We start from the raw sequence: 20,604 nt of genomic DNA on the forward strand, positions 1-20,604 counted from the left end.
ATAAATGTATACTACTTATGGTTTTGTGCATATTAAAACGGCTTCTTCCTCATAAAAACCATACCTATTCATTGGCTCCTCATTAAATGAACGAATCTCAACTAAAAAGCCAGCCTTTTCAAGTCTAGACTTTAAACCAAGTTGCGAATAAATACGCACATGATCCTCTTGTCCGAAATGCTTTAGGCGATCATCAGGGCTTGTTATAGTGAGGTCTTCATAGATATCTCCATCTTTAAAAGGCGTTTGTATGATGCAGCGTCCACCCTTTTTTACAATTCTATGTAATTCCTGCATCGCCAAATAATCCTGTTCAATATGCTCGAGAATATGATAACATATAATTAAATCAAAATGATCATCTTTTACGGCAATATTTGTGATATCAAACGATTCTTCAGCATTAAAATTTCCAGACAAATCGGTACTTACATAAGAAGTTTCTCTTTTTTTAAGTACTCTGTACAAATTTCTAGAGGGTGAAAAATCCAGTATTTTTTGTCCGTCTTCTAGAAAGCCATCATTTAGCAACTTCCAGAGTCTTCGCGTACGTTCCATACTGCCGCATCTAGGGCAAATTTTAGTATCATCTACAGGAATAAAATCTGAAAGCGTTTTAGTACAGATCGTACACTGAAAATCTGTTCCCATATGCGATAGGTAATGAAAATACCTGAAAAAATACTCATATCGAAAAACCAGCTTCTTTGGAAGCATCTTAAACATAAAGCTCTTTAACTGTGTATACATAGTATGCTACTAAGTTATTGAATCCTCTTTTATTTATTAGACAAATGAATCTCTTATTGAATGACGACCATTCCATCAATAGTTCCTTTGGCAATGAGTTCTTTTTGTTGCGTAAACATAGAGACTTTACATCGCAGTTTCCCAAATCTAAAATAGACCTTCTCTGAAGCAACAATCACTGTCTCTCCTGGTAATACTGTTTTAAAAAAATCGATGGTAGTATTGCTCATGGCTACTTGCGCTTTATGAATAGGTTTTTCTGGTGATTCCGATTCTTGTTTTAATAGAAAAATCCCTAATGACACTAAACCAATTTGTGCCATACACTCGGTAAGCAACACTCCGGGAGTTACAGGCAAATCTTTAAAATGTCCTTGATAAAAATAAGATTCTTTTTTAAACGTATAGGTACCCACAGCACCATCTTCGTTTACTTCATCTAAAGTGTCAACAAACAGAAATGGCTCTGCATACGGTAATTGTGATATGATTTCTGGATGTTTCATTTGTTATGAATGTTTAGGTATACGTTTGTTAGTCTTCTTTACTATCCTGATATTTCTTGGTTAAGAAGTTGTAAATATCTTCAAACCAAAAAAAGAAGAAACAAAGTTTAAAATATCGAATGTAGCTTGGGCAGTCTATAAAATATGGGGCTAATCCTATAAGCCCTAAAAAGCCAAAAAACTTAATATATTTCATTGTTATTTCTATTAGTTTTTCAATTTAAGTAAAATCATCGTAAACTCTCACCTCCATCTACTTTTAGTATGGTTCCGTTAATCCATTGCGCTTCTGGTTTACATAGCAAGAAAACAGCGTATGCAACATCTTCTGGGGTGGTCATTCTAGAAAAAGGATTTCGCTGTACTGCCATTTTTGCCAAGGCTTCGCTTCCAGGTATCATTTCAAAAGAAGGGGTTTGTGTTGCTCCTGCTTGAATACAATTGGTTTTAACTCCCAAGGGTGCCAATTCTACAGCCATTTGTCGCATTAAAGCTTCTAAGGTTGCTTTTGCAGCAGAAACAGCTCCATAGCCTTGCCATACTGTACCATTCCCTTCGCTTGTAAAAGCAATGTTACGTACATCAGCGCTACATGTACCAGCGTCTAATAACGCTTTAGTCCACTGCCACCAACTAGTTCCCATAGCATGAATGGTAATGTCCAAATCTTCTTTTGTAAGAGTACTTTCTCCAACTAGAGGTTTCAAACTACCTTTAGCAATACTGTGTACAATAACATTAATACTTTTGGCAGGAATACTTTTTATAATTTCTGAAATATGCTCGGGTTTTAAAGCATCCTTATTATGAGAAATCACAATGCCTCCAAACGATTCCATTGTCGAAATTTCATTCTCAAAAGCAGGTATCTCACTTTTACGTGTTCTATGCACCAAAACAAGATGAAAACCTTCTGCTGCTAATTTATGAGCGGTAGCCAAACCAAGACCACTGCTACTGCCTAATATAATTGCATATGTGTTATGAGTTTTCATATAATTAACATTCGCCCGTTACAGGATCACAAGAATCTCCGTCGGATATTACTTCAATAGGTGCTAAAGTACTAAAAGCCTCCAAGAATGTACTTGCTGGCTGTGCGCCACTTACCCCATATTTATTATTAATAATAAAAAAAGGAACACCTGTGACACCCATATTTTGAGCATTTTTAATTTGGGCTCTTATCAAGTCTCCTAGTGCTTCATCTTTAAGAATACTGGCTACTTTCTCTTCAGACCAGCCAAATTCTGCTAAAATTGTATTCAAAACCTTACTATCATTTAAAGGTTCAAGTGTTACAAAATAGGCCTTTAAAAAACGTTCTTTTAAGGCATCTTTAATCCCTTCCTCTCCAGCGATGTGTAATATTTTATGAAGCTGTAAGGTATTAACAGCCAGCCAATCCGCACCAAAATCGAATGCAATACCTACTTCTGCTCCTACTTGCACAAGCCTGTCGGTCATTTGCGATACACTTTCTAGACTTCCAAATTTCTTTGTTAAATACACATCTCTAGTTTGTCCTTCTTCGGGCATGGTCGGATCTAACTGATACGGATGCCAATTTACTTCTATAGGAACTCCTTTCCATTGTGAAATGGCGACTTCTAATTTTCGTTTCCCAACATAGCACCAAGGACACGCCACATCTGATACTACGTCTACTGTTATTTTTTCTGTGTTCATATTTATGCTTTAAGCAATAGGCGCTATGCTGTATGCTTTTTTAAGTCTTTCATTATATTAATTTTCAGTACAAAAAACACTTTTGCTGAACATCCCTCTAAATTTCCCTTCAAAGGGAGACTTTTTGATTTTGAAAATAGATTCCCCCTTTGAAGAGCCTGTCCCGTTCTTGAAACGGGAGGGCTAGGGGGATGTTTCTCCTTGTGTTCATTTAACTGCTATACTTAAAATAAAATTATACTCCCAACCTCTCACTCATATACATAATCCGTAGCTTCAGCGTAGGATTAAAATTCTAACAAAACCCGTTGTGCTGAAAAACCAGGGCCAAAGCTTAGCATTAAACCTAGTTCTCCTTTAGGTACACCACGATCTAGGAAGCGTTCTAATACATATAACACAGTGGCGCTACTCATATTTCCGAAGAGACGCAACACTTCTTTAGTGTCATCAATATTCTTTCCTAGACTTCCAAAAAGGTCTTCTACGGTTTGTACAATTTTTTTACCTCCTGGATGAAACACCAAATGATCTACATCTTCTATTGTCTTTCCAGCCTTTTCTAAAAAAGGGTGTACAATGTTAGGAAAATGATCACTAATGGTTTGTGGTACTTCTTTGTCTAAAATCATCTGCAAGCCAGTATCTACCAGCTTAAAGCCCATCATACTTGTGGCATCATAAAAATGATACATTTCTTCACTCACAATTCGAACACCTTCATCCGCTTCATTTGAAGATAACAAAACACAGGCAGCACCATCTCCAAAAATGGCGGCGCTTACCACATTGGTCATCGAGTAATCATCTAATTGAAACGTAGCCGTTGGTGCTTCTATTGCGACTACTGCAGCTCGTTTCCCTGGATTTGCCTTTAAAAAATTCTGCGCATAAATAACTCCCGAAACACCTGCTGCACAGCCCATTTCAGTTACAGGAAGTCGCACAATATCCTGACGCATTTTTAAATCATTGATGAGATAGGCATCTACCGACGGAATCATAATTCCTGTACAACTTACGGTAATGATAAAATCAATATCGGTGGCCTTCCACCCTACTTTATCCAATGCTTTTTGGACGACTTGTTTGCCAAGAATTTGCACTTCACGCACATACATATCATTTCTAGCCTCAAAACTGGGATTGGTAAAGACCTCAATAGGATCCATAATACTATAGCGCTTATCGACTCCAGCTCCTTCGAATAGCTTCACAACTTTACGTTGAAAACGACTGTCTTGTCCATGCATCCATTGCTTTACAAAGGGAATAATCTCTTTGGTTTCTCTAGAATGAGGCGGTAATTGTGAGGCAACTGTTGTTATTTTTACAGGCATGTATGCATTTTATTTTTGTATTATCCATTGGTATCGAAACGCCCATTTCCAGCTTATAAAATGTTTTTTTACTGAAATTTTCTTGGCGAATCCTTCTAATTCTTTTTTCTGAAATCCTCTAGCAACCGAAACCAAACCGTCGTGCTTTGCAATTTTGGTTTGTATAAAGATAGCACTAAATGGCTTGAATAATTGAAAGGCCAAAGCACTTCTTTGTAAGTCATTGACAACAACACCAATACGCGATTGGAGTGTTAGTTTCTTTAGTATCTCCACAATGGCTTCATTCTTAAAATGATGTAAAAACAAAGTGCACAAACAAATATCAACTTTTAGTGTTTCCATTTCTTTTGAGAAAATATCAAGCACTCGGTATTCTATTTCTGGAAAACCTACCGATCGTAGTTTTCCTTCTCGTATAATATTCAGATTTGCATCAATTCCAATGAGCTTAAATTGATATCCTTTCTTTCTTCCCCACAAAGCACATTGTCTTAGGAGTTCTCCATCTCCACAACCCATATCTGCAATGCGTATCACCGAGTCTTTTGGATGATTTTCTAATAAAATCTCTATACCATTGGTCGTAATATTATTGCCACCTAACAGTCTATTGACGCGTTTAAGGTCTGTAAGTAATACTTCCATTTCTTCACCTTCTAAGGTAAAGTCATCCATGATTTCCGCTTGTGTGGAGCGAGTATGTTTCGAAAAATGAATCATAATAATACCTCCCCATGCGTTTTCTTGATAATTCTAGGAACGATTCCTGGAAACAATTTTGCCACTTTAAAGCCTATATCTGCTGCTGCAGGTTTTAATAATAATTTTTGTATTGTTTTACCTGTTTGCAAACGCTTCGAGAAGGTGGCTTGCCATTGAGATGTATATGTAAGCTCTATGGTTTCTCTATTGAAATGTTCCTGTTTTCCTTGTAGTAAAATTTCAGAAACTAGTTTCGCACTATGAATAGCCATCGCCATACCATTACCGCACAAAGGGTGAATTAAACCAGCACTATCTCCAAGCATCAAGATATGGTTTTGGACAGCACTTTTTTCACTAAATGATATCTGACTAATGGTTAAGGGTTTCACAAATAACAGTTCGGCCTTTTTAAAAAATGCATTTAAAAAAGGATTTTGAGAAAGCACTTTTTCTTGAAATACATAAATGTCTTTGTGTTTTTTAAACGAATCATAACTCGCCAGATAGCAAGCGTTTACAGCTCCGCTTTCAGTTTTTGAGAGTCCGCAATAGCCTCCTTGAAAATTATGTAAAGCCACAACGTTCTCTGGCATATCAAATGCATAGTGCGCTTTCACGCCCAACCATTGGGCTGGCAACTTAGTGAAAGGACGTTTCCATTGTAGGTCTAAATTGCTGCGTTTCCCAAAAGCTCCAAGCACATAGTCTGCCGTGTATTGATTTCCTTTATGCGTTTCGATTTCGAACATTTCCGACCGCTTACCGCCTAAAGCTTCAGCGGTGGAGTAAGTAAATGAAATAGCAGTCACTGTATCGATACTTACCTCGGCAGTTTCTAATAAATTTTTGTATAATATATTGTCTAAATGATACCGACTAATCCCGAAACCTCCCAAAGGTAAATTGGTAGAAATTTGCTGCCCATTCTGACTGCTTATTTGAAAGCTATCAATTTTTTTAGCTCCTTCTGCTAATGGATCAACCCCAAGTTGTTGCAAATACGGTAGTACTTCGTTAGAAACATACTCGCCACAGACTTTATGATGAGGGTAAGCATATTTTTCAATCAAAAGCACACTAAAACCCTGCTGGGATAAGTGAATCCCAGCTGTTAAACCTGCGAGTCCTCCTCCGACAATGAGTATTTCTGTATGTTTTGAGCGTGTCATTCTATAAAGAACGGCATAGTTTGTTACAAGAAAAAACCCATTCACAAATATTTATGAATGGGTTCTACTTATGCAAATATACTTGTTAAAAAAGTAACAATAATACTACCGTTATAGTAGTGGTAAGGAGTAATATGTTTGCAATGAGTATTTTATTGAGGAATCTAGTTTTCATATCACATTGTTTAAATTATTGAAAATGAAATTAAACAATATAATTCGCTAATGATTAGCATTTGTATAAATCTTAACAGCATGTGTTAAAGTCAATAACATGAACAATATTCGTTTAGCTCTTACCAACAGAAGATGTACAAAAAAAAATGGAGTATATAACACCCTACAGATGTTAAAAAACTCCATTCCATCATGAAAATTTTGTGGATACTTTTCCCACCTGAGTTGTTAATAGGCAACCAAGTCTAAAAGTGCTGTTTCAAAACGATTATTCGCCAAATATTCACGCTCTAAATCGGCTGCAAAAGGAATAGGTGTTTCCAAACTTGCTACACGTTTGATAGGAGCATCTAAAGATTCGAAACAATGTTCAGAAATTAAGGCCGAAATATCACTCGCCATACCACCAAACATAGAATCTTCTTGTAAAATAATTACTTTCCCAGTTTTCTGAACGGAAGCATAAATAGTCTCCGTATCTAATGGAGATAGTGTGCGCAAATCAATAAGATCTGCTTGTATATTTGGATGATCCTCTAATGTTTTTAACGCCCAATGTACTCCCATACCATAGGTAACTATTGTTACAACCTCTCCTTCTTTTAAAAGTGCTGCTTTTCCAATAGGTAACGTATAATAATTTGTAGGTACTTCTTGGCGTAAGCTTCTGTACAATGCTTTATGTTCAAAGAATAATACTGGATTTGGATCTTCAATAGCTTCAGCTAATAAGCCTTTGGCGTCAGCGGGGAATGCTGGATATACTACTTTTAAACCTGGTGTGTGCGTAAACCAAGCTTCGTTGGTCTGACTATGAAAAGGTCCGGCCCCAACACCTGCTCCACAAGGCATACGAATTACTACATCTGCTTTTTGAGCCCAGCGATAATGACATTTTGCCAAGTAATTTACGATAGGATTAAATCCAGAAGTCACAAAATCTGCAAATTGCATTTCCATGATAGCTTTAAATCCATTGATAGAAAGTCCCATAGTTGCAGAGACGATCGCCGATTCGCAAATGGGTGTATTGCGCACACGCCCTCTTCCAAATTGCTCTAAAAATCCATCGGTAATTTTAAAGACACCTCCGTATTCAGCGATATCTTGACCCATGATCACCGTATTATCGTGACGCTCCATCGATTGTTTTAATCCTTGAGAAATAGCATCAATAAGACGAATCTCTTCTGTTTCGGCATTAGGAGCTACTTCAGTATACCTGTATTCGTGATACACATCTTTTAGTTCTTCTACTTGATTGGCAACAACGGTAGGCTCATTAAAAGCCGTTTCTAATCCAGCATCAATTTCTTCTTTTATAGTGTTTCTGAAATTTTCTACATCGACATCTGTGATATGTCCCTCAGCCAACAAGAAATTCTCGAAGTTCACAAGCGGGTCTTTTGCAGCCCATGCATCCATTAATTCTTTTGGAACATACTTGGTACCACTCGCCTCTTCGTGACCACGCATTCTAAAGGTTTTAAACTCTAGCAATACCGGGCGCGGATTTTCACGCATGTCTTCTACTAATGCTGAAACTTTAGTGTAAACTTCTATAATGTTATTTCCTTCAATAATATGCGCTTCCATCCCGTAGCCTTTTCCGCGATCTGCTAGATTTTCACAGAAATATTGTTCGCTAGAAGGTGTTGAGAGTCCGTAGCCATTATTTTCTATACAAAACAGCACTGGTAATTGCCATACAGAAGCTACATTTAAAGACTCATGAATATCTCCTTCACTGGTTCCTCCTTCTCCTGTAAATACAGCACAAACCTGATTATTCTCTTTGAGTAGATTTCCTAAAGCAATACCATCGGCTACCCCAAATTGTGGTCCGAGATGACTAATCATTCCCACAATATTAAATTCTTGGGTTCCAAAGTGAAAACTACGGTCACGTCCTTTGGTAAATCCATTGAGCTTTCCTTGCCATTGTGAAAACAATCTATCCAGCGGAATTTCACGAGTAGTAAACACCCCTAGATTACGGTGCATCGGTAAAATATATTCTTCTTTATTTAAAACAGAAGTAATACCTACAGAAATAGCTTCTTGTCCAATACCACTAAACCATTTCGATATTTTACCTTGACGCAGTAAAATGAGCATCTTCTCCTCAATCATTCGAGGTTTAAGCATCGAAGTGTATAAAGAAACTAAGGTATCTTTCGATAGATTTTTAACATCGTAATCGAAATGAATTTTGGGAGCTGTTTTGGTACTCATAGCATAAATTATAATATTTCAAATGTATAAAAAAAGAATATGGACATATATGAATACTTACATTTTTTTCAAGCAGGGGAATCCCTTCTTATTTTAATATATTTGTAGTGGTAAATACTGTAATTATGAATAATATCCCAAGTGTAGATTTAGCAGACTTCTTAAGTGACGATCCAATTCGTAAACAAAAGTTTGTAGATGAAATTGGTTCTGCCTATGAAGATATAGGCTTTGTATCTCTAAAAAATCATTTTTTAGACGATTTACTAGTTTCAGATTTGTATAAAGAAATAAAGGCATTTTTTGCCATGGATGTCGAAACTAAGAAAAAATATGAAATAGAAGGTCTTGGCGGACAGCGTGGCTATGTTTCTTTTGGAAAAGAGCATGCCAAAGGAAAAAAAGAAGGCGATTTAAAAGAGTTCTGGCATTTTGGTCAAGAACCCACTGCAGATGCAAATTTGAGTGAGACTTATCCAGAAAATGTTATCGTAGAAGAGCTTCCTAGTTTTAATGCCACAGGTATGGAAGCATATCGTATGCTTGAAAAAACAGGGATTTATGTTTTAAGAGCTTTAGCATTATATATAGGTGTAGACGAGTATTACTTTGACCACTGGGCGTCTAACGGAAATAGTATTTTGCGCCCTATTCATTATCCACCAATTACAGAAGAACCTAAAGGAGCCGTTCGAGCCGGTGCTCACGGAGACATTAATTTAATCACTTTATTAATGGGAGCCTCTTCTGGCGGATTGCAAGTATTGCGTAAAGATGGAGAGTGGATTGATGCCATCCCTGAAGAAGATGAATTAGTGATTAATGTAGGCGATATGTTAGAAAGACATACCAATAACAAATTACGTTCTACCATACACCGTGTGGTAAATCCACCAAAAGAAGAATGGGGAAATCCTCGATTTTCGATACCTTTCTTTATGCACCCAAGAGGTGATATGGATTTAAGTTGTATGCCAGCTTGTGTAGATGAAGCACATCCAAAAGCTTTTGATGATATTACTGCAGGAGAGTTTTTACACCAAAGACTAGTAGAAATTGGTCTGATCAAAAAATAATATGAGCTCAAAAGAAAGCGGTTTAAAAGGAACACTATTCTGTAGTTTTGGGGCTTTATTTATTGTAGTAAGCATAACTAGTGGTTTTGCACAAATATGGAATAATATAGCAGTTTCAATCGGTGCTTTATTAATGCTCCTTGGACTCTTTCTAATAAAAAAAATATAAGGTTTCATGGACTTAAAAGACCAGTTAAAAAATTTATTCCCCGATCATGTAGAAGAGGATGTACCTACACCTCAAAAAGATACAACACTCTGGCTACAAGAAGATCCGCTTATCTGTAAATACGAGAAACGAAAAGGAAAGCCCATCACGATTATTGAAGGATATACAGGAGCCGAAAGTGATTTTAAACAGCTTGCCAAAGAAATAAAGAAACTATTGAGTGTAGGGGGCAGTTTTAAAAACGAGCAAATCATTATTCAGGGAGATTACCGAGATAAGATCATGACCTTTTTACAAGAGAAAGGCTTTAAAACCAAACGTGTTGGAGGCTAATATTTTGTGAGTAGTGATTGGTGATTGGTGAACATTGGGAAATAAGCAATAAGCAATAAGCAATAAGCAATAAGCAATAAGCAATAAGCAATAAGCAATAAGCAAAATTAAAAAATCACACTCATAAACTCAAAAACTTTGATATTTTGTCCCTTTGAAACTTTGGAACTTTGGAACTTTGGAACTTTGGAACTTTGGAACTTAACTAAATGAATCAAGAAAAAAGACTAAAAAAGAAAATGGAGCATGGAATATGGAATATGGACCAAATGGTAATGACTCTTGGAACAGTTAAGAAATATAGAACCCAACTTCTAAACTTATAAACACTTAAACTCATAAACTTTGTAGCTTTGCCCCTTTGATACTTTTTAAGTGAATCCATAAACCAAATTAAAAACTACCGTCCCAAAACTCATAAACACTTAAACTTTTAAACTCAACACCATTGAAACCCCTAGCTCCTAGCGAACTTATTTTGAATCCAGACGGTAGCATCTATCACCTAAACCTAAAACCAGGAGATATTGCTACATCCATTATAACCGTTGGCGATCCCGATCGTGTCGAAACGGTGACAAAGCACTTCGATACCATTGAAATTTCTGTACATAAGAGAGAATTCAAAACACAAACTGGGACCTACAAAGGAAAAAGGCTTACCGTTATTTCTACTGGTATTGGCACCGACAATATAGACATCGTTTTTAATGAATTAGATGCCCTTGTTAATGTAGATTTTAAGACCCGCACCATAAAGGAAAAGCACACAATCCTTGAATTTATTCGTATTGGAACCAGCGGTGCTATTCAACCCAACATACCAATAGATAGTTTCTTGATTTCTGAAAAGGCTATCGGATTTGATACTTTGATTCATTTTTATGATGCTTCGGAACTATTAGATACCGAGTTTTCAAAAGCGCTCATGAAACATACAAATTGGAGTCCAAACAAAGCGACACCTTACGTTGTAGGAGCAAGTAACAAACTACTAAAGCTATTTGATGAAGGACTATTTCAGAAAGGATGCACAGCAACCAATGTAGGTTTTTATGGACCGCAAGGAAGAATGCTACGTCTTAAAACACAAGATGAACAACTAAATAGAAAATTAGAATCTTTTAATTACAAAGGCACTAAGATTACCAATTTAGAAATGGAAACTTCTGGAATATACGGTCTTGCAAATTTACTAGGACATGAGGCTATTTCTTTAAATGCAATTTTGGCGAACAGGGCCTTAGGAACTTTTAGCACTACTCCTAGTACTACGGTGGAACAACTAATTACAAGCACCTTAGAAATTTTAGTCAAAAAGGGATAAAAAATGTATTTTTACAATGCTATCAAATGTTTACAGTACTAAGCTGTCTATTGTATGAAAAACTTTAAAATTGGTGGTGTTCCTGAACACTTCAACTTACCTTGGTATCTTACCTTAAAGAATAAAGAATACCAGGAAAAGAACATCAACTTACGTTGGCAAGATTATCATGGTGGCACAGGACAAATGTGTAAAGCCCTTCGTGAAGGTGATGTAGACATGGCGGTCATTTTAACTGAAGGCATCATACGTGATATCAATCATGGAAACCCTTCTAAAATTGTACAGGTATTTATAGATTCTCCGCTTATTTGGGGAATACATGTGGCAAAGAATAGCGATTATACAAAAATTTCAGATCTAAAAGGAAGCAAAGCAGCCATTAGTAGATACGGTTCTGGTTCTCACCTAATGGCTTATGTCAATGCCGAAAATCAAGGATGGGATACAGAAAAAGACCTCGATTTTGAAGTGATTAAAAACCTAGATGGCGCATTAAAAGGTCTTCCCGAAGGAAAAGGAGATTATTTTATGTGGGAGAAATTCACTACAAAACCCTATGTAGACAATGGCCCTTTTAATATCGTTGGTGAATGCCCTACGCCTTGGCCCTGTTTTGTGATTGCTGTGCGAGACGAAGTTCTTGAAAAAGATCCAGAGGCTGTAAAGGATATACTAGATATTATTAATACAACAACATCAGAATTTAAAGACATCCCTTCTATCGATACCATGATTTCTAATAGATACCAACAACAATTAGAAGATGTACAACAATGGTTGTCTTTAACTTCATGGAGCCAACAGCAATTATCTTCTGCTGAAGTGGGGCGTGTTCAAGATAAATTAGTACAGTTAGAGTTAATTAACACTAAAATTTCAGAAGAAAACATCCTTTTCAAACTTTAGTAAGCACTTCAATATTAACATATTACATCGTAATAAGTAATAAATTTTTATTTTTTTTATTATAATACGCAACGCTTTAGGAAATGTGCCATCTAATAGATGTAAATCTCACAACCATGACCACATTCCTTATTATTTTAGGCATTTTAATAGCAACAAATTTCTTGCTATTACAGTTTAGCTGCAATGATGCTACTGGACCTAATATACCCGACGAAGAGTAATTTTTTTAAGTTTATATAGTTTAAGTAAGTTGAGCTATTCATTGTATAGAAATATATAATGAATAGCTTTTTTTTTGAAACTACCAATCAATTTTTGCAATCCCCTTTGATTTTAAATAACTATTTGCTTGACTAAAATGTTTATTTCCAAACCAATACCCTCTGTTAGCACTTAAAGGAGATGGATGTCCGCTAGTAAGGACCAAATGTTTAGAGGTATCTATTTTGGTTCCTTTCTTTTTTGCATAACCACCCCATAACATAAAAACGACTCCCTCTTTCTTTTCTGAAATAGCAGCAATTACAGCATCTGTAAATGGTTCCCAACCCTTTTTTTGATGACTCCCCGCTTCATGTGCTTGAACTGTTAGCGTTGCATTTAACAACAATACTCCTTGCTGTGCCCAAGGTTCTAAATTTCCTGAAATGTGAGTGTCGGCTCCTACATCCTCTTCTACTTCTTTAAAAATGTTTTTTAATGAGGGCGGATGCGGAATACCATCGGCTACCGAGAAACAGAGTCCGTTGGCTTGTCCTGGTCCGTGGTATGGGTCTTGGCCGATGATCACTACTTTAATAGCATTAAATGGTGTATGATTAAAGGCAGCAAATAGATCTTCTTTTGGAGGATAGCATGTGTTTTTTGCATACGCATCATCTACAAAACGCATTAAATTTTTGAAATATTCTTTCTCAAATTCCTCTTTTAAAATAGCGCGCCATGTTGGGGAAATATTAACATCCATTATGTGTATTTTTGTTGTATAAAATTACTTCTTTTTGCATTTCTTAAAAAGTAATTGCACAAAATAAACAAGCCTGCGGATTCACTATGATTAAAATAGATACTAAAACCCTTGAAGACCTAGAATTTCCAATTGTTTTACAACAAGTCTCAGAATTTTGTATAACTGCACCTGGAAAAGATAGTATGCTTGCTACGGTACCTTATGCTGATCTAGAAGATATTGCTACATCCTTACAGCAGGTAAAAGAATTCACGGCTTCTTTTGGGAGTGACTCCCCTATTCCTAATCATGGATTTGAGCCTATTTTCAAGGTATTACAATTGCTAGATATTGAAAACAGTACGCTAGACATCTCTAGTTTTAGAAGAATTTTAACCATTACAGAAACCACTCATAGCCTTCAGCGATTTTTCAAAAAATTCGAAGAGTTTTATGTATTCCTTAATAATCATGCGTTAACCATTGAGTATCGCGCTAATATTTCCGCAGAAATTCAAGCCATATTCGATAAATATGGTGAGATCAAAGATGATGCATCCCCAGCGCTACTTCAAATACGAAGAAGACTTAATGTGGTAAAAGGACAAATTAATTCGTCGTTCAATAAAGCACTAACGCGCTATTCGGGAAGTGATTATTTAGATGAAATACGAGAATCTGTTGTAGAGAATCGTAGAGTTTTAGCAGTAAAAGCAATGCACCGTCGTAAAGTACGAGGTACTGTCTTGGGAACTTCCAAAACAGGAAGCATTGTGTATATGGAGCCGCAAGAAACCTTTGAATTTACCACAGAGCTTAGCAACCTTGTCTATGAAGAACGCGAAGAAATTAAGCGTATCCTAAAAATGCTCACTGAATACATCCGACCGTATCGTCCTTTATTAGCCGTATACCAAGAGTATTTAATACATATAGATACTGTGTATGCTAAAGCAAAATATGCAGTTGAAATTAACGGAGTACTGCCGCTCATTACCAAAGAACGCAAACTTTCCTTGTTAGATGCATACCATCCATTATTATTTGTAGCGAACAAAAAGCGAAGAGAGAAAACGTTTCCTCAGAGTATTAGCTTAGCGCATGACGGACGCATTATTGTGATCTCGGGACCCAATGCTGGAGGAAAAAGTATTACCCTAAAAACGGTAGGATTGTTACAGGTTATGTTGCAAAGCGGCTTTCTAATACCTGTAGAACCCCAAAGTGAGCTATGTATCTTTGATCGTGTTCTTACTGATATTGGAGACAATCAATCTATTGAAAATCATTTAAGTACTTATAGTTATCGTTTAAAAAAGATGAATCATTTTCTTCGGAAATGTAACAAAAACACACTTTTTTTGATCGATGAATTTGGTACAGGTTCAGATCCTGAATTAGGAGGAGCTTTGGCTGAAACATTTTTAGAAGTCTTCTACGAACGCGAAGCATTTGGAATTATTACGACGCATTATGCCAATTTAAAACTATTGGCAAACGAATTACCGCATGCCGTAAATGCCAATATGCTATTCGATAGCCAAACACTGGAACCACTTTATAAATTACACTTAGGAGAAGCAGGAAGTTCATTTACTTTCGAAGTGGCACAAAAAAATGGAATTCCCTACAGTTTAATCAATAAGTCAAAAAAGAAAGTGGAGCGTGGTAAAATACGTTTTGACAAGTCGATTGCTAATTTACAGAAAGAACGTTCAAAACTTCGTAAGACTTCTGAAAATCTAGAGTCTTCTGCGCAAAAAGCCAAACTAAAAGAAAAAGAATTATCGGCTGTAAACGCGAAAGTGCAAGAGAAATTAGAAAGCTATCAAGAATTATATGATAGTAATCAAAAACTGATAGCAATTGGAAAAAAATTCGACCAACTCTCTGAGCGCTATCACAACAATAAAAAGAAACGCATTTTATTAGACGAGCTATTTAAAATGGTGATGGTAGAAAATAGCAAACGTAAAAAAATTGCTCCCAAAAAGAAGAAGCAAGTAAAAGCCAAAGCCCGCATCACCGAACAAGAAGTAGAAAAAAAGGTAGCCGAAATAAGAGTACGCAAAAAGAAAGAAAAAGCCGAAGCAAAAAAAGCACCACCACCAAAACCTAAAGTTACCTTAAAAGTGGGTGACAGAGTACGTATGCAAGACGGCAAAGCAATTGGTACTATCGACACCATTGAAAAAAAGAAAGCCATTGTAAATTATGGGATTTTTACTACTAATGTTAGTTTGGAGGAATTAGAGAAAGTAGGGTGATGGATGACGGAAAATAAGTACACAGTGTTCAGTGGCAGTTGGCAGGAGATGATTTGAAGATTTGAAAATTCTACTTTGCTCCTTTGAAGCTTTGGAACTTTGAAACTTTGAAACTTTGAAACTGTGAAAGAACCCAGACTTAAAGGGTGCCTTTACATTTAAAAAAATATAATAACGTCTAAAGACTAATGACCAACGACTAAAAAAATAGGCATTGTTCAGTAGCAGTTGGCAAAGATGTTTGTTTAAAAATAAATAGTAACCAAAAAAATACCCTTCGACTCCCGAAGCTTCGGGACAGGGTAACAATGAACTTTAAAAAAACAGCAATAAATTGTCAGTCTAAGCCTGTCAAAGACCTTAGTAAAGAATAACGAATGGAGAATGGATTAATAGTTACACAACTTTGCTACTTTGTAACTTTGTAACTTAATAAAACAGTAACTCAACAACCTAATAACTTAATAACCTATTGAAACACATTGTCCACATCATACAAGAAAACGATAGAAATATAGTGTAGTTTTAAATTTATGAGCGCAGATAACAACCATAGTATTATTCTTTTTGATGGGGTATGCAACCTTTGCAATAGTTCCATTAATTTTGTGATTAAAAGAGATGGGCGCAATTACTTTAAATTTGCGACCTTACAAGAAGAACCGGGCACAAGCTTGTTAAAAAAATACGGCATAAACACCCTTGATACAGACTCTATTGTACTTATAGAAAATGGGAAAGCATATTCAAAATCGACTGCGGCATTGCGGGTGGCAAAAAAATTATCTGGCGGGTGGCCATTACTTTATGGCTTTATGATCATTCCAAAAGTGATTCGAAATAAGGTTTATGACTATGTGGCCAAAAATAGGTACAAATGGTATGGTAAAAAGGATAGTTGTATGATTCCTACACCAGCATTGAAAGAAAAATTCTTGTAGCTTACTTTAAATTTTTAAGAATAAAATCTAAAGTATCGTTGTTGTTATTGTTTTCTTCAAAAGCAAAATTACAGTAGACATTGGGTTGCATTAAGCCTTGTTTTTCCCAATGATCTACAATAGGTTTTTGCTCCATAGACACCTTACCTGAGAGCAATGGATTTAGATCTTCTTTACGAGTAAAGGCATCATACACTTTTTTTAATCCCGTGAGATACATATAATCTTTAGTAAAACCTCCACCTCTGTGGGCACGTAGGCTTATGTTATAGGCCTCTTCCCTATTGAGTTTGTATTGATTATGTAACAAATCGAAAGTAGCAGAAAAATCAAATCCGCGGTGTAAACTATCTGCAGCTATCACACGATATGATAATTCTTTTAAACGATGTAAGGTTAAACAACCACTCATATACTCACTAAATACAGCCAAGCCTTCTTGAGTTTCAACATTTCTTGGAAAACCATTGTAAAATATTTTTAATGGCTGACTCATTCCATTATAGGTAGTCACTAAATGCACACCTATTTCATGATTTGCTAAAACTTTAAGCTGGTTCGCGCTAAAACGATGGTTCTTTTTTAGAATCAGGGTTTGTGTATTGTTTTGCACCATGGCTGCCGCCGAAATTTTAGTAGAATATTTTACGTTAAATTTAAAACCATAAGCAGCAACAAATTCAGTAAAATACTCAGACGCCTCAGCAACACTAAACACTGGAAACATCTCATTGTCATACTCTTCATCTTTAAAATGTAAGATGAACTTGGCATTATCTACATCCTTATCTGTTGGCGTTCCAAAACTTTTAAGGGCATTGTAATAAAACTTAGATCCCTGACCAATGGTTTCAATACACTGTATTAAACCAGAATAATCATAAATAACATCTCTGTAAAAAGCCCTAGAAATAGGGTCTTGAATACTATCAAGGTCTTGCGAAAAGAGTTTTTGTTGTAGTTTATGTGCATCAAAATCAATCTTTCGATACTTAAAATTCGGATTTACATTGTACTTAGACGCAAAGAAATTTCTTTTTTCCTGCTCTATATTAATAGGATTAATATAATTAAGTAACTCAATTTTTTGAACCAATTGGTTTAATTGAATATCTATTTTTAATAGATTGGGATGTTGTGTTATTTGGGTATGCGTGCTCATTACAATAGGATGCGACGCCAAAGATACAGTTATTTAAAGGTTTCAAAAAATGAAGCCGCATGTTCCTTTACTTTATACTGTAATTGTTGCTCTATGGCATGGACGACTTCGGGAAAAAGTATTTGCTGATATTCATCACAATAGATCTTTTTAAACTCTGTGGCTAAGACCAATGTATTATTAAAATGCTGTGTGATGTATTTTAAGAAATACCCATTTCCTTGAAAGGTATCATTAATTTTTGAAGTTGCTTCTATGCCATGTGGAAGCTTTAAATCTGCTAGAGAAGCACGCCAAGACTCAGCAAATTCTCCAAATCTGTTGTTATCAATATTAGCGGTTCCCAAATTAATCACAGGCACTTCTCGATCCCATCTGCGCCAATTATAGCTATGCATATCATACACAACTACAGCGCCAAATTTTGATTCTAGTTTAGCTATTAACGAGTGTACTACTTTGTAAAATGCTTCGTGTTTGGATAGGCTTTTAGTCTGTTGCTCTTTGGGCAAAGGAGTCTTCCAAAGCTGTTTTCCCCAAGCATCTTCATAGATGGCATTTTCTGGATCGCGGTTTAGATCGTATTCAAAACGACTGTCACATCCTGCAATAACAATAGGATGCGTTTTTATAAATTCTTTAGTACACGGATCTTCTTCAAACCAACGATCGTATTCTGTATGTAAACAATTATCCCATAATTCTTTTCTAAACTGGTGTCCGTCATGAACCGCGCCACACACATAAGGCACATAAGCATCTATTTTGATAGTAAAGGAATAATCTGAAGCAACCGCTTCAAAGATATCTTCATTTTCTATTTTTTGTATAATTTTTGAAATATTAAGTCGCTCCATACATGGTTCTATAATTTTACAACTGCCCACTGTTACTGTTTAATGAATACTGAGCTTAAGCGTCAGAAACATGTTTGCGCAACTTGGTTCTTCGTTCAAATGCGGTGACACGTTCTTGCACTTTGTCTTCTACAAAATCGATGATTTTTTCTTGAAGGCGCATTTTATATACTTTATTAATATAAGTAATACCACCTGGTGACATCACATTTACCTCTACCAGCATACCGTTAATGACATCAATACCGCAAAAATAGAGTCCGTCTTTAACCAATTTTGGTCCAATGCGTCTGCAAAGTTCCTTCTCTTGTTTTGTAAGTGAATGTTTTTGAACAGAACCACCAGCACTTACATTACTTCGGTGATCTTCCTCACCTGGAACACGTTTCATAGCGCCTATGGGTTTCCCATTTAATAACAAAACACGCACATCTCCTTGATCTGCACCTTCAATATAGTCTTGTAAAATTACATAGTTAGAACTACCGTCTTTATTCGTTATATAGAAATCTAATAAAGAGTTAATACTCTTCATGGCGCGTTTTTCAATAAGAATAACGCCAGAGCCTCCAAACCCATTTAAGGGTTTTAAAATCATTTTATCGGGACCTTCTTTAATGATCTTTTTAAGATATTCTTTGTTTTTGGTAACGTGTGTTCTAGGTATTATTTCATTGTTTTCATCCTCAAAAACCGCAGTGTATAGCTTATTGTTCGCACGACGTATGCCATCCAGATCATTCATAATAAAGACATCATCTTTCACGCTATCCAAAAAGTTCAGCATGATCATATCTAGAGGTGGATTGCTTCTTAAAATAATCACATCAAAACCAGCAAGTGGTAACATTTCGTCATAAAACTCAGCTTTATTATGAAATGATTTTAGGTTACTCGATACTTTTTCGGTTCGTTTTAAACACCTGCAAAAGGCAAATGCAACACTATCACGAATCGTTAAATTAGATGGTGTTGTAATAGCCATGCCGTGACCTCGCTTGGCAAATTCATTAATCATGGCAAGGGTAGAATCATTTTCAGGATCCATTTCTTCCCAAGGGTACATGATAAAACAGACATTCATAGGATATGTATTTTTATAGTGATATGTGTTCTTTAATCGAAAAGTAAATAATAAAATTCAAATCTTCAAGAAATGAATAGTACTTTTATATCTCAAATTTAAACATATCAAAATGGATTATCAAAAAACGCTTGACAAAATAATAGAAATAGGAAGTGAATACGGATTGAAAGTAATCGGTGCCATTGCAATCTGGATTATTGGATCTTGGATTATCAAAAAAATGATGAAAGCTGTTAGCAAGCTCATGGATAAAAGTGGATATGAAGAAAGCTTAAAGAAGTTTTTGTTGAATCTAGTTGGAATAATACTAAAAGTATTGCTTGTTCTCGCTATATTAGGAAATCTAGGTATTGAAACAACTTCATTTGCTGCTGTATTAGCTGCTGCTGGTTTAGCTGTTGGTATGGCACTACAAGGGTCATTAGGTAATTTTGCTGGAGGTGTCATGCTTATGATCTTTAAACCATTTAAAATAGGAGACCTAATAGAAGCTCAAGGGGAATTAGGTGTTGTAAAAGAAATTGAAATTTTCACCACAAAAATTTTAACTCCTGAAAACAAACTTATAATTATTCCTAATGGGGCCTTATCTAATGGAAATATTACCAATTATTCTGAAGAAGGAATTTTACAGATAAGACATACTATTGGTGTATCCTATGATGCAGATATCAAACAGACCAAAGATGTATTACTAAATGTTATTACCTCTCAAGAAAAGGTCTTAAAGGATCCTGCTCCAACTATAAATGTTTCTGCTCTAGGAGAAAGTTCGGTAGACTTTGCAGTAAGACCCTGGGTAAAAGTAGAAGATTATTGGGATGTTTATTTTGACACTTTAGAAAGAGCAAAAAATGATCTTGATGCTGCTGGCATTGAAATTCCATACCCACATAGTGTTGAGATAAAAAAAGAAGGATAATATAAATTATTTATTAATAAAAGGGTTG

21 protein-coding genes are annotated in these 20,604 nt (G+C 35.8%); 8 read left to right on the forward strand and 13 right to left on the reverse strand.

All coding sequences use genetic code 11. The features are described from left to right. Positions 1 to 15: 15 nt before the first annotated feature. The 9 genes from ACY2RS_RS03655 to ACY2RS_RS03695 form a co-directional block, all read right to left on the reverse strand. Positions 16 to 651 carry a methyltransferase domain-containing protein gene (locus tag ACY2RS_RS03655; protein WP_490097253.1) on the reverse strand — a complete coding sequence of 212 codons (636 nt, stop codon included), beginning with the start codon at positions 649 to 651 and terminating at the stop codon, positions 16 to 18. Positions 652 to 803: 152 nt separating this feature from the next. After that, positions 804 to 1,256 (reverse strand): 3-hydroxyacyl-ACP dehydratase FabZ family protein, encoded by a 453-nt coding sequence (locus ACY2RS_RS03660; RefSeq protein ID WP_490097254.1) that lies wholly within the window; start codon positions 1,254 to 1,256, stop codon positions 804 to 806. Positions 1,257 to 1,284: 28 nt separating this feature from the next. Then, the gene (locus tag ACY2RS_RS03665; protein ID WP_490097255.1) at positions 1,285 to 1,452 is read right to left on the reverse strand and encodes a hypothetical protein; all 168 of its coding nucleotides are present in this window, start codon (positions 1,450 to 1,452) and stop codon (positions 1,285 to 1,287) included. A gap of 34 nt (positions 1,453 to 1,486) precedes the next feature. Further along, positions 1,487 to 2,251 (reverse strand): SDR family oxidoreductase, encoded by a 765-nt coding sequence (locus tag ACY2RS_RS03670; RefSeq protein ID WP_490097256.1) that lies wholly within the window; start codon positions 2,249 to 2,251, stop codon positions 1,487 to 1,489. A gap of 4 nt (positions 2,252 to 2,255) precedes the next feature. Next, positions 2,256 to 2,945 (reverse strand): DsbA family oxidoreductase, encoded by a 690-nt coding sequence (locus tag ACY2RS_RS03675; protein WP_490097257.1) that lies wholly within the window; start codon positions 2,943 to 2,945, stop codon positions 2,256 to 2,258. Between the two features lie 287 nt (positions 2,946 to 3,232). Next, positions 3,233 to 4,285: a type III polyketide synthase gene (locus tag ACY2RS_RS03680; RefSeq protein WP_490097258.1), complete on the reverse strand. Its 1,053-nt coding sequence runs from the start codon at positions 4,283 to 4,285 to the stop codon at positions 3,233 to 3,235. 9 nt (positions 4,286 to 4,294) lie between these two features. Continuing rightward, positions 4,295 to 4,963, reverse strand: a complete 669-nt coding sequence (locus tag ACY2RS_RS03685; protein ID WP_490097259.1) for a methyltransferase domain-containing protein — start codon at positions 4,961 to 4,963, stop codon at positions 4,295 to 4,297. Between the two features lie 41 nt (positions 4,964 to 5,004). Continuing rightward, complete coding sequence (locus ACY2RS_RS03690; RefSeq protein WP_490097260.1) at positions 5,005 to 6,162, reverse strand: NAD(P)/FAD-dependent oxidoreductase; 1,158 nt, start codon at positions 6,160 to 6,162, stop codon at positions 5,005 to 5,007. 405 nt (positions 6,163 to 6,567) lie between these two features. Further along, positions 6,568 to 8,574: an alpha-ketoacid dehydrogenase subunit alpha/beta gene (locus ACY2RS_RS03695; RefSeq protein ID WP_490097261.1), complete on the reverse strand. Its 2,007-nt coding sequence runs from the start codon at positions 8,572 to 8,574 to the stop codon at positions 6,568 to 6,570. 125 nt (positions 8,575 to 8,699) lie between these two features. On the opposite strand from ACY2RS_RS03695, the gene ACY2RS_RS03700 reads away from it, so the two are divergent. From ACY2RS_RS03700 to ACY2RS_RS03720, 5 genes are all read left to right on the forward strand, one after another. Further along, positions 8,700 to 9,650, forward strand: a complete 951-nt coding sequence (locus ACY2RS_RS03700) for an isopenicillin N synthase family dioxygenase (protein WP_490097262.1) — start codon at positions 8,700 to 8,702, stop codon at positions 9,648 to 9,650. A 1-nt stretch (position 9,651) separates the two neighbouring features. Next, positions 9,652 to 9,819 (forward strand): hypothetical protein, encoded by a 168-nt coding sequence (locus ACY2RS_RS03705; RefSeq protein WP_490097263.1) that lies wholly within the window; start codon positions 9,652 to 9,654, stop codon positions 9,817 to 9,819. A gap of 6 nt (positions 9,820 to 9,825) precedes the next feature. Next, a complete protein-coding gene (locus ACY2RS_RS03710; RefSeq protein WP_490097264.1) occupies positions 9,826 to 10,152 on the forward strand; it encodes a translation initiation factor in 327 nt (108 codons plus the stop codon). 448 nt (positions 10,153 to 10,600) lie between these two features. Then, complete coding sequence (locus tag ACY2RS_RS03715) at positions 10,601 to 11,479, forward strand: nucleoside phosphorylase (protein WP_490097265.1); 879 nt, start codon at positions 10,601 to 10,603, stop codon at positions 11,477 to 11,479. A gap of 54 nt (positions 11,480 to 11,533) precedes the next feature. Beyond that, positions 11,534 to 12,388 (forward strand): substrate-binding domain-containing protein, encoded by an 855-nt coding sequence (locus ACY2RS_RS03720; protein ID WP_490097266.1) that lies wholly within the window; start codon positions 11,534 to 11,536, stop codon positions 12,386 to 12,388. A gap of 304 nt (positions 12,389 to 12,692) precedes the next feature. Here the strand turns inward: ACY2RS_RS03720 and ung are convergent, their stop codons facing one another. Then, a complete protein-coding gene (ung, locus tag ACY2RS_RS03725; RefSeq protein WP_490097267.1) occupies positions 12,693 to 13,358 on the reverse strand; it encodes a uracil-DNA glycosylase in 666 nt (221 codons plus the stop codon). Positions 13,359 to 13,444: 86 nt separating this feature from the next. Between ung and ACY2RS_RS03730 the strand changes: the two genes are divergently transcribed. Beyond that, entirely contained in the window at positions 13,445 to 15,607 is a 2,163-nt protein-coding gene (locus ACY2RS_RS03730; RefSeq protein ID WP_490097268.1) for an endonuclease MutS2, read from the forward strand. Positions 15,608 to 16,140: 533 nt separating this feature from the next. Next, positions 16,141 to 16,548 (forward strand): thiol-disulfide oxidoreductase DCC family protein, encoded by a 408-nt coding sequence (locus ACY2RS_RS03735; protein WP_490097269.1) that lies wholly within the window; start codon positions 16,141 to 16,143, stop codon positions 16,546 to 16,548. Between the two features lies 1 nt (position 16,549). On the opposite strand, the gene ACY2RS_RS03740 is transcribed toward ACY2RS_RS03735, so the two are convergent. Genes ACY2RS_RS03740 through gshB form a run of 3 tightly spaced genes read right to left on the reverse strand, consistent with a single transcriptional unit; the run spans position 16,550 to position 19,651 of the window. Then, on the reverse strand, positions 16,550 to 17,731 hold the full coding sequence (locus ACY2RS_RS03740; RefSeq protein ID WP_490097270.1) for a peptidase MATCAP family protein: 1,182 nt from the start codon (positions 17,729 to 17,731) through the stop codon (positions 16,550 to 16,552). An 8-nt stretch (positions 17,732 to 17,739) separates the two neighbouring features. Further along, a complete protein-coding gene (locus tag ACY2RS_RS03745; RefSeq protein ID WP_490097271.1) occupies positions 17,740 to 18,567 on the reverse strand; it encodes an N-formylglutamate amidohydrolase in 828 nt (275 codons plus the stop codon). A gap of 55 nt (positions 18,568 to 18,622) precedes the next feature. Further along, positions 18,623 to 19,651 carry a glutathione synthase gene (gene gshB / locus ACY2RS_RS03750; protein WP_490097272.1) on the reverse strand — a complete coding sequence of 343 codons (1,029 nt, stop codon included), beginning with the start codon at positions 19,649 to 19,651 and terminating at the stop codon, positions 18,623 to 18,625. A gap of 112 nt (positions 19,652 to 19,763) precedes the next feature. Between gshB and ACY2RS_RS03755 the strand changes: the two genes are divergently transcribed. After that, on the forward strand, positions 19,764 to 20,576 hold the full coding sequence (locus ACY2RS_RS03755; RefSeq protein WP_490097273.1) for a mechanosensitive ion channel family protein: 813 nt from the start codon (positions 19,764 to 19,766) through the stop codon (positions 20,574 to 20,576). Positions 20,577 to 20,604 lie beyond the last annotated feature (28 nt).

The organism is Patiriisocius sp. 208BN25-11 (genome assembly GCF_058147145.1).

Bases quoted from the DNA above. Each gene is read 5' to 3' on its own strand.
- ACY2RS_RS03735 (WP_490097269.1), top strand. From the start codon at position 16,141: ATGAGCGCAGATAACAACCATAGTATTATTCTTTTTGATGGGGTATGC.
- ACY2RS_RS03685 (WP_490097259.1), bottom strand. From the start codon at position 4,963: ATGGATGACTTTACCTTAGAAGGTGAAGAAATGGAAGTATTACTTACA.
- ACY2RS_RS03655 (WP_490097253.1), bottom strand. From the start codon at position 651: ATGGGAACAGATTTTCAGTGTACGATCTGTACTAAAACGCTTTCAGAT.
- ACY2RS_RS03710 (WP_490097264.1), top strand. From the start codon at position 9,826: ATGGACTTAAAAGACCAGTTAAAAAATTTATTCCCCGATCATGTAGAA.
- ACY2RS_RS03670 (WP_490097256.1), bottom strand. From the start codon at position 2,251: ATGAAAACTCATAACACATATGCAATTATATTAGGCAGTAGCAGTGGT.
- gshB (WP_490097272.1), bottom strand. From the start codon at position 19,651: ATGAATGTCTGTTTTATCATGTACCCTTGGGAAGAAATGGATCCTGAA.
- ACY2RS_RS03660 (WP_490097254.1), bottom strand. From the start codon at position 1,256: ATGAAACATCCAGAAATCATATCACAATTACCGTATGCAGAGCCATTT.
- ACY2RS_RS03680 (WP_490097258.1), bottom strand. From the start codon at position 4,285: ATGCCTGTAAAAATAACAACAGTTGCCTCACAATTACCGCCTCATTCT.
- ACY2RS_RS03695 (WP_490097261.1), bottom strand. From the start codon at position 8,574: ATGAGTACCAAAACAGCTCCCAAAATTCATTTCGATTACGATGTTAAA.
- ung (WP_490097267.1), bottom strand. From the start codon at position 13,358: ATGGATGTTAATATTTCCCCAACATGGCGCGCTATTTTAAAAGAGGAA.
- ACY2RS_RS03745 (WP_490097271.1), bottom strand. From the start codon at position 18,567: ATGGAGCGACTTAATATTTCAAAAATTATACAAAAAATAGAAAATGAA.
- ACY2RS_RS03705 (WP_490097263.1), top strand. From the start codon at position 9,652: ATGAGCTCAAAAGAAAGCGGTTTAAAAGGAACACTATTCTGTAGTTTT.
- ACY2RS_RS03700 (WP_490097262.1), top strand. From the start codon at position 8,700: ATGAATAATATCCCAAGTGTAGATTTAGCAGACTTCTTAAGTGACGAT.
- ACY2RS_RS03665 (WP_490097255.1), bottom strand. From the start codon at position 1,452: ATGAAATATATTAAGTTTTTTGGCTTTTTAGGGCTTATAGGATTAGCC.
- ACY2RS_RS03690 (WP_490097260.1), bottom strand. From the start codon at position 6,162: ATGACACGCTCAAAACATACAGAAATACTCATTGTCGGAGGAGGACTC.
- ACY2RS_RS03755 (WP_490097273.1), top strand. From the start codon at position 19,764: ATGGATTATCAAAAAACGCTTGACAAAATAATAGAAATAGGAAGTGAA.
- ACY2RS_RS03675 (WP_490097257.1), bottom strand. From the start codon at position 2,945: ATGAACACAGAAAAAATAACAGTAGACGTAGTATCAGATGTGGCGTGT.
- ACY2RS_RS03730 (WP_490097268.1), top strand. From the start codon at position 13,445: ATGATTAAAATAGATACTAAAACCCTTGAAGACCTAGAATTTCCAATT.
- ACY2RS_RS03720 (WP_490097266.1), top strand. From the start codon at position 11,534: ATGAAAAACTTTAAAATTGGTGGTGTTCCTGAACACTTCAACTTACCT.